This window comes from Acidovorax sp. Root217 (assembly GCF_001428645.1).
Lineage (GTDB): Bacteria > Pseudomonadota > Gammaproteobacteria > Burkholderiales > Burkholderiaceae_C > Acidovorax.
Map to the genome: position 1 here is coordinate 25,913 of NZ_LMIH01000014.1, position 7,787 is coordinate 33,699.

The window sequence follows — 7,787 nt, forward strand, 5'->3', positions numbered from 1 at the left end:
AACCGAGGCACTTGGCATCCACCACCTCACGCCGTCGTCAGCACCTTGCCACGCGGCTGCACCACCGGTCTGGCGCTGCGCTGACCCGGCACCGCAGCCCGCGTTGCCGACGGCACCACCCCCGCCTCCAGCCGAAACACCTGCACCGAATCCGCCACCGCACCCGCAGTGCGCGTCAACCCCTGCGCCGCAGCCGCCACCTGCTCCACCAGCGCCGCGTTTTCCTGGGTGATGGTGTCGAGCTGACCCACGGCGGTGTTGACCTCGGAGATGCCGGCCAGTTGCTCCTGGCTGGCGTGGCTGATCTCGCCGACCACAGCGCTCACGCGCTGCACGCCTTCGACCACCTCGACCATGGTGGCCTGGGCCGCCTGGGTGCGCTGTTGGCCTTGCTCCACGCGGTGGGCCGACTGGTCGATCAACTGCTTGATCTCCCGGGCGGCCTCGGCGCTGCGGCCGGCCAGGCTGCGCACCTCGCTGGCCACCACTGCGAAGCCCCGGCCCTGCTCGCCGGCGCGGGCGGCCTCCACGGCGGCATTGAGCGCCAGGATGTTGGTCTGGAAGGCGATGGCGTTGATCACCTGCGTGATCTCGCCAATGCGGTCGGAGTCGCCCTGGATGTCGCGCATGGTCTGGCCCACACTGTCCACCGCCTCGCGGCTGCGCGTGGCGGCCGCGTTGGCCTGGCCTGCCAGGGCCGTGGCCTGGCGGGCGGCGTCGGCGCTTTGGCGCACGGTGCCGGTGATCTGCTCCATGGACGCCGCCGTCTGCTCCAGGCTGGCGGCCTGCGACTCGGTGCGCGCCGACAGGTCCAGGTTGCCCTGTGCGATCTCCTGCGCGCCCAGGCGCATGGATTCGCTTTCGTCGCGGGCATCGCGCACGATGGCGCACAGGTTGAACGACAGCTGCCCCAGCGCCTGCTCCAGATCACCCAGTTCATCGTTGCGGCCGCGGCGCACGGTGGCTGTCAGGTCGCCGGCCGCGACCCGGTTGGCCGCCAGGGTCAGCGCCGCGATGGGCCCCACCAGCAGCCGCGCCAGGTACCACCAGGCCGCGCCGAACAGCGCCAGCTGCAGCGCCCAGCCGGCGGCACCGGGCAGCAGCATGCCGGTGGCCAGCGAGGCCGCCAGCAGCGCCAGCAGCACCAGCCCCAGCCGGGCCGCGAGGCCCAGCGTGGCCAGCCCGTGCGCCACGCGCCCCACCAGCGTGTGTCGCACCACGCGGCCCGAGCGCAGCCCGTGCACGCGCCGCCCGGCCTGCTTTTCTGCGCGCATGGTGGCGTACAGCTGCTCGGCCGCAGCGATCTGCGCGCGCGTGGCCTCGGTGCGCACCGACATGTAGCCCACGGGTCGGCCGTCCTGCAGCAGCGGCGTGGCGTTGGCCATCACCCAGTAGTGATCGCCGTCCTTGCGCCGGTTCTTCACCGGGGCCGACCAGGGCCGGCCCGAGGCGATGGTGGCCCACATGTCGCGAAACGCCTCCTCGGGCATGTCGGGGTGGCGGATCATGTTGTGCGGCTGGCCCACGAGCTCATCGCGCGTGTAGCCGCTGACAGCCACGAAGGCCGCGTTGCAATGCGTGATGCGCCCCTGCGTGTCGGTGGTGGAGACAAGTGTCTGGCCCTTGGGGACAGCATATTCCTGTCCGGTGGTTGGCAGGTTCAGGCGCATGGTGTTGGGCTTCGCTGGACAATGCAGACGATTGTCCGGATGCCACCGCAAGTGCGCCTTGACGAAGGTCAACGTTTGCTTGACGGGGCTCAATCTGGCGGCGCATTTCGGGCTGTGGCAAGGCCAGATGGCCTTGTCATTGCTTCATCTTGAAAACACTGCCTGCCACAAGCCAGTACAGCAGGATCGTCACGAAAGACTGAAACGAGTAACCCATTGCCTTGGTGATCGTTATTTTGCTATTCAGTTATCTATTCATAAATCTATTCACTTGGGCTACCATTCCCGCATGCCGCCCCCCACCCGCCGCCACGCCGACCAGATTCATGACCTGCTGCGCAGCGGGCTGAAAACCGCGCGGGCATTGGCGGATACCCTGGGAACAAGCCAACCCACAGTGTCCCGGGCGCTGCAGGCGCTGGGGCCGGATGTGCTGCGTCTGGGTGCTTCACGATCTATTCAGTATGCGCTGCGCGATGCCTCGCGGGCGGACCTGGTGGCGCCGATCTACCGGGTGACTGCCGAAGGCCGGTTGCAGGGGCTGGGCACCCTGGTGCCGGTGTATCCCGAAGGCTTCGTGATGGCGCAGGCCGATGGTGCCGTGCAAGGGCACACGGATGGCCTGCCGTGGTGGCTTTTCGACATGCGGCCGCAGGGGTACCTGGGGCGGGCCTACAACCAGCGGCATGGGCCCGCGCTGGGGTTGCCAGAGCGGCTGGCCGACTGGAACGACTCGCACGTGATGCGCGCGCTGCTGCGTGAGGGGGGGGATCTGCCCGGCAACCTGCTGGTGGGCGATGCGGCGCAGCAGGCGTTCGTGAACGCGGGCGTGCCGGTGCCGATTGCGCTGGCCGGCAAGGCGCGGGCCTATGCGGCGCTGGCGCTGGCCGCAGCGCGCGGTGAACAGGCGGGATCGTCGGCGGGGGGCGAGCAGCCCAAGTTCACGGCCTACGCACAGTGCGGGGGCAGCGGCCGGGGGAGCGCTGCGGCGATGGCTGAGCCTGCCCACGTGATCGTCAAGTTCAGCGCTGCGGTGCAAAGCCCGGTGAGCGAGCGCTGGCGCGACCTGTTGCTGGCCGAGCATGTGGCGCTGCAGGTGCTGCGGGACCATGGCATCGCGGCGGCGCGCACGCAGGTCATCGACCATGGCGGGCAGCGGTTTCTGGAGGTGGAGCGTTTTGACCGGGTGGGCGCGCTGGGCCGGCGCGTGCTGCACTCGCTGACCTCCCTGGATGCAGAGTTCGTCGGCAACAGCGGGCGCTGGCCCGAGATGGTGGCGGCCCTGGCGCGCGAAGGCGTGGTGCAGCCCGAGGCGGTGGACGCCGCCAGCCTGCTGTGGGCCTTTGGCACTCTGATCGGCAACACCGACATGCACAGCGGCAACCTGTCGTTCATGGCCGAGCACGGCCGGCCGTACCAGCTGGCGCCGGCCTATGACATGACGCCCATGGCCTTTGCGCCCACGGCGGCGGGCGAGGTGCCGGTGCGCCCGCTGGCGCTGGTCATCGGCCCGCAGGTGCCGCCGCGCACTTGGCGGCAGGCCCTGGCGCTGGCGCAGGATTTCGTGGGCCGGCTTGCGGCGTTGGGTCGCAAGGGCTGCGCAAAGGGCGGTTTCAGCGAGGGCTTTGCTGCATGCATGGATGCGCTGTCGGCGCATGTGGCGCAGGCCGGGGAGCGGATCGGCCGGCTTGCCGCTTAGCATGTATGGCTGGGGGTGCCATGGCGCCATACACCCTTCGCCCCGTGTTCATTGGTCGGGCATGTTTGTGCAAGCGACATGGCCATTGCGCAGAAAGGCAAATTGCCAATGCCACACAACGGCCTGCTCACACCCTCCATGCCCTGCAGTCACCCCCACCGAGGCGCTGTTGTACTACCTGGGTTGCATCGGCCGGCAGGGTCTGATACCGCCGATGACATCCCGGGCGTTGTTGCCGTCCGCCGCGAGCGTTGAATGGGCTTTGCGTTGGTCTATCGCACCACGCCCGCGTCCTGTCCGAACAGCAGGCCGCGCGATGCCGCGTCGACCACCGGGGCCGTGTTGACCTCGTTGGCCTTCTGGTAGGCGCGCACTGTGGCCGGCCGCTCGCGTACACGCTCGAACCATGTTTGCAGGTGCGGAAAATCCGACAGCACCTGGCGCTGGCGTTCGTGGGGCACGATCCACGGGTAGCACGCCATGTCGGCAATGGAATAACCGTCGCCTGCGATGAAGGTGCGCCCGTCACCCAGGTGCTTGTTCAGCACGCCGTACAGGCGCGAGGTCTCCTTCACGTAGCGCTCGATGGCATAGGGCAACGGCTCGGGCGCATATTGCACGAAATGGTGGTTCTGCCCGGCCATGGGCCCCAGGCCCCCCATCTGCCAATACAGCCATTGCAGCACCAGGTTGCGCCCGCGCAGGTCCTGCGGGATGAAGCGTTGCGTCTTGTCTGCCAGGTACTGCAGGATGGCGCCCGACTCGAACAGCGATAGTGGTGCCCCGCCGTCCGCCGGTGCATGGTCGACGATGGCCGGGATGCGGTTGTTCGGTGCGATGCGCAGGAACTCGGGCGCGAACTGCTCGCCGCGGCCGATGTGGACCGGCACGATGCGGTAGGGCAGTGCGGCCTCCTCCAGAAACATCGTGACCTTGTGGCCGTTAGGCGTCGTCCAGTAGTGCAGGTCCAGCATGTCAGGCACCCGGTGCTGCGGACAGGCGGGCGTTCTGCGGAAACATGGCGCGCCGCGCTTCATCGTCGACCTCGGTCTTGAAGGCGTGCCGGGTCTTCAGCGCTTCGGCGCGCTGGGCAGCGGGCCGGGCGTTCACGGTGTCGAGCAGGCGCTTGACATGGGGCAGCTTGTCCCACGGGTCGGTGCCCAGCACATAGGGCACGGCGCGGGCCCAGCCCCACACGGCCATGTCGACCAGCGTGTACTCCTCGCCCAGCATCCAGGTGCGGGTGGCCAGGCGCTCGTTGATGAGCGTCCAGTGCCGCCATGCCTCGAAGTCGTAGCGGTTGAGCGCATAGGTCTTGGGCTCGGGAGCCACGTGCCTGAAGTGCACCGACTGCCCCGAATAGGGCCCGATGCCGGTGGCCACGAACATCAGCCACGAGTGCATTGCGGCGCGCGCCGCTGGCGTGTTCTCGGGCAGGAAGAGGCCGGTCTTCTCCGCCAGGTACAGCAAAATGGCGTTGCTGTCGAAGACGACCGCGTCGCCATCGACCAGTGCGGGTGTCTTGCCATTGGGATTGATGGCAAGAAACGCCGGCGTGTGCTGCTCGCCACGGCGGGTGTCCACCGGCACCATCTCGTAGGGCAGGGCTGCCTCCTCCAGGAACAGGGCGACCTTGGCGGGGTTCGGTGATGGGTGGTAGTAGAGCTTGATCATGGGGATGTGTCTCAGGGGGTGGAAAGAACCTGCTCGCACAGGGCAGCGAAGCCATCGACGGTGTGGTCGTAGGCCATGTTGGGGTGGGGGTCGGGCGGGCCCGCCGGGCCCCACTCATCTGGGCGGGCGACGAAGGCAGTGCGCAGGCCTGCCGCATGCGCCGCGTTGAGGTCGAAGTTGTGACAGGCCACCATCAGGATGCGCTCGGGGGCCAGGTTCAGCCAGCGCGCTGCCGTGGCATAGGCTTCGCGGTGCGGCTTGTAGACGCCGATCATCTCGCACGAGACGATGGCGTCCCAGGTGAAGCCGTTGCGACGCGACACGTCGATGACCAGGGCCGTCGGCAGCATCGTGAACGAGACCACCGGCACGCGCGCACGCAGCGACGCCAGCGCCGGCGCAAAGTCGGGCCAGGCGCGCAGGCGGTGCCAGGCGCGCCACAGGTGCGTGCGGCCTGGCGCATCCAGTGCCGGGAGCCCGAAGGCCAGCACGGCCTCGTCCAGCGCCAGCAGGTGCACGTCGTCCATGTTAAACGCCGGCTGCACCTGGCCGACAATGCCCTGCATGGTGCTGCGCCGCCATGCATTGGCGAATGCGTGGCGGTCAAAGGCCAGCCCCTGCCAGGCTGGCACCCGGGCCAGTTCGTCGACCAGCGATCCGTGCCAGTCCAGCACCGTGCCGCCCGTGTCGAAGGCTACTGCGTCGTATTGCATGGGAGGGCCTTGCTTGCTTGTTTGTTGGTGGGCGTCAGGAGGCTGCGGTGTACTCGCCCCGGGCCGGGTAGTCTTTCGCCAGCGCGAAGTCCAGCGCATCGCGCAGCTCATCAAAGTGTGGCCGTGCAAACGGCATGGTCTGCACGGCACCGTAGTACAGCGTGCCGTCCGCGCGCACCAGGAACACGCCGGGTTCGGAGAACAGCGCCGGCTCCTGCACGCCAATGGACGTCATGCCGCGCGAGGCGCTGATGTACAGCCCCCAGGCACGGGCCACCGCCAGCGGCAGGCTGTGGCCTACGCGCAGGCCGGGCGCGCGCAGCTTGTCCGCCATGGCCTGTGCGCGCTCGGCGGTGTCGCTGGACACCGCCACCACCTTCACCCCGCGCTGTTCAAACTCTGGCAGCAGACGGCTCAGCTCCAGCAGGTAGCGCAGGCATATCGGGCAGTGCAGACCCCGGTAGAAGACGACCAGGGTGAAGTTCTGTGGTGCGTCTGCTGCGAGTGTGAAGTCGCCGTGGGCCAGCGTGGGCACGGACAGGGCGGGTACGGGTTGGCGTGGCATCAGCACAGTGAGGTCCTTGGCATTTCAAATCACAGGGTCACTGTAGCAGCCAAAGTGAGACGTATGGAATCAATACGTCTCCGATAAGATACCATTCGTCTCATGTCTGATCGCCTCTCGACCCTGCTGGCCCGTTTTCAGCTGCACGCGCGCGTGTTGCACCGTGGGGCATTGCCGGGCGTGCTGGACCTGAGCGCAAGCCAGCGTGGCAGCCATCTGCATCTGCTTTGCGAGGGTCAGATGGAGATGGCAACGGCCGCAGGCGCGCGCCTGGTGGTGAGCGAGCCCAGCGTGCTGCTGCTGCCGCGCCCGCTGGGGCACCAACTGGTGCCGGCGCGGGGTGCTGCGCCTGAACTCGTCAGCGCGGCCATCGATTTCGGTCCGAGCGATGAAAACCCGCTGCTGCGCGGCCTGCCGGATGTGCTGCACGTGCCGCTGGCGCAGCTGCAGGCGGGCGGGGCAGCGCTGGTGCTGGTGCAGCAGTCGCTGGTCGTCGAGGCGCAGGCGCAGCGCTGCGGACACCTGGCGGTGGTGGACCGGCTGGTCGAGGTGCTGGTGATCCAACTGCTGCGGCATGCGATGGCGCAGCGTCTGGTCGACGTCGGCGTGCTCGCCGGGCTGGCCGATGTGCGATTGGCGCGCGTGCTCAATGCCTTGCACGCCGAACCTGAACGCCCCTGGACGCTGGACACGATGGCGCTGCTGGCCGGCATGTCGCGCGCGCGTTTTGCGGCCCGGTTCGGCGCCGCGCTGGGCACGCCGCCCGCTGAATACCTGGGTACCTGGCGTATCGGGCTGGCGCGCTCGTTGCTGCGCCAGGGCATGTCGGTCAAGCAGGTCGCGCCCGAGGTCGGCTATGCCAATGCCAGCGCGCTCGCGCGCGCCTTCACGCAACGCCTGGGCCAATCCCCTACGGCGTGGCTGGCGCAGGAATCACGGGGGGCGGGCTGAGAATCTTTCGCCATGCCCACCTTGCACGCCAAAACACCCCGGCCCGTCGGTGCAAATGCGTGCTTGCCATGGCCCAGCCATGGCTGCGCTTTGCGCCTGGATTCAAGGCGTTTTGGCGCGCCCTGACCAAGATGGTGAACATGCCCAGGCACCCAGACTGCCACGCGCGGCCGGGGTCTGCCCATGCATTGGAACGGCCGCATAGCGCCTGCCCACCCCCATCGCTGGGCCATCGGGCACCGCTGCCAGTGGCTGGCCAGCGCGTACACGTCCTTCACGGCAGCCAGGGGGTCGGCAGCACCTGGGTATGGGTCTGCGCTCTTGACAGGCCGGCGCCGCCCCGAGGCGCCCTTGTCCTACCCGAAGCTGGCCTGGGCTGCGGCATATTGCGCTGATGGCGAAAGACCACCACGACCAAGATGGCGCTGTTGACCCTGCTGCCGCTCTAGGAACGTGCGCGGCAGAAGGAGCATCGGCTGCAACGCCCGACAAACCGGTCTCGCCGGGTATCACCT

7 protein-coding genes are annotated in these 7,787 nt (G+C 68.3%); 2 read left to right on the forward strand and 5 right to left on the reverse strand.

Going from position 1 to position 7,787, the window contains the following annotated elements; translation table 11 throughout:
• Positions 1–26: 26 nt before the first annotated feature.
• Entirely contained in the window at positions 27–1,670 is a 1,644-nt protein-coding gene (locus tag ASE31_RS15765) for a PAS domain-containing methyl-accepting chemotaxis protein (protein ID WP_057202768.1), read from the reverse strand.
• A 289-nt stretch (positions 1,671–1,959) separates the two neighbouring features.
• On the opposite strand from ASE31_RS15765, the gene yjjJ reads away from it, so the two are divergent.
• Positions 1,960–3,369 (forward strand): type II toxin-antitoxin system HipA family toxin YjjJ, encoded by a 1,410-nt coding sequence (gene yjjJ / locus ASE31_RS15770; RefSeq protein ID WP_057202866.1) that lies wholly within the window; start codon positions 1,960–1,962, stop codon positions 3,367–3,369.
• Positions 3,370–3,641: 272 nt separating this feature from the next.
• On the opposite strand, the gene ASE31_RS15775 is transcribed toward yjjJ, so the two are convergent.
• The 4 genes from ASE31_RS15775 to ASE31_RS15790 are packed head-to-tail and all read right to left on the reverse strand — an operon-like array spanning position 3,642 to position 6,321.
• Entirely contained in the window at positions 3,642–4,343 is a 702-nt protein-coding gene (locus tag ASE31_RS15775; protein ID WP_057202769.1) for a glutathione binding-like protein, read from the reverse strand.
• Between the two features lies 1 nt (position 4,344).
• A complete protein-coding gene (locus tag ASE31_RS15780) occupies positions 4,345–5,043 on the reverse strand; it encodes a glutathione S-transferase family protein (RefSeq protein ID WP_057202770.1) in 699 nt (232 codons plus the stop codon).
• Positions 5,044–5,054: 11 nt separating this feature from the next.
• Positions 5,055–5,756, reverse strand: a complete 702-nt coding sequence (locus ASE31_RS15785; protein WP_057202771.1) for an HAD-IA family hydrolase — start codon at positions 5,754–5,756, stop codon at positions 5,055–5,057.
• Between the two features lie 34 nt (positions 5,757–5,790).
• The gene (locus ASE31_RS15790) at positions 5,791–6,321 is read right to left on the reverse strand and encodes a peroxiredoxin-like family protein (protein ID WP_057202867.1); all 531 of its coding nucleotides are present in this window, start codon (positions 6,319–6,321) and stop codon (positions 5,791–5,793) included.
• Between the two features lie 102 nt (positions 6,322–6,423).
• Between ASE31_RS15790 and ASE31_RS15795 the strand changes: the two genes are divergently transcribed.
• On the forward strand, positions 6,424–7,272 hold the full coding sequence (locus ASE31_RS15795; RefSeq protein WP_057202772.1) for an AraC family transcriptional regulator: 849 nt from the start codon (positions 6,424–6,426) through the stop codon (positions 7,270–7,272).
• The last annotated feature ends 515 nt before the right edge of the window (positions 7,273–7,787 follow it).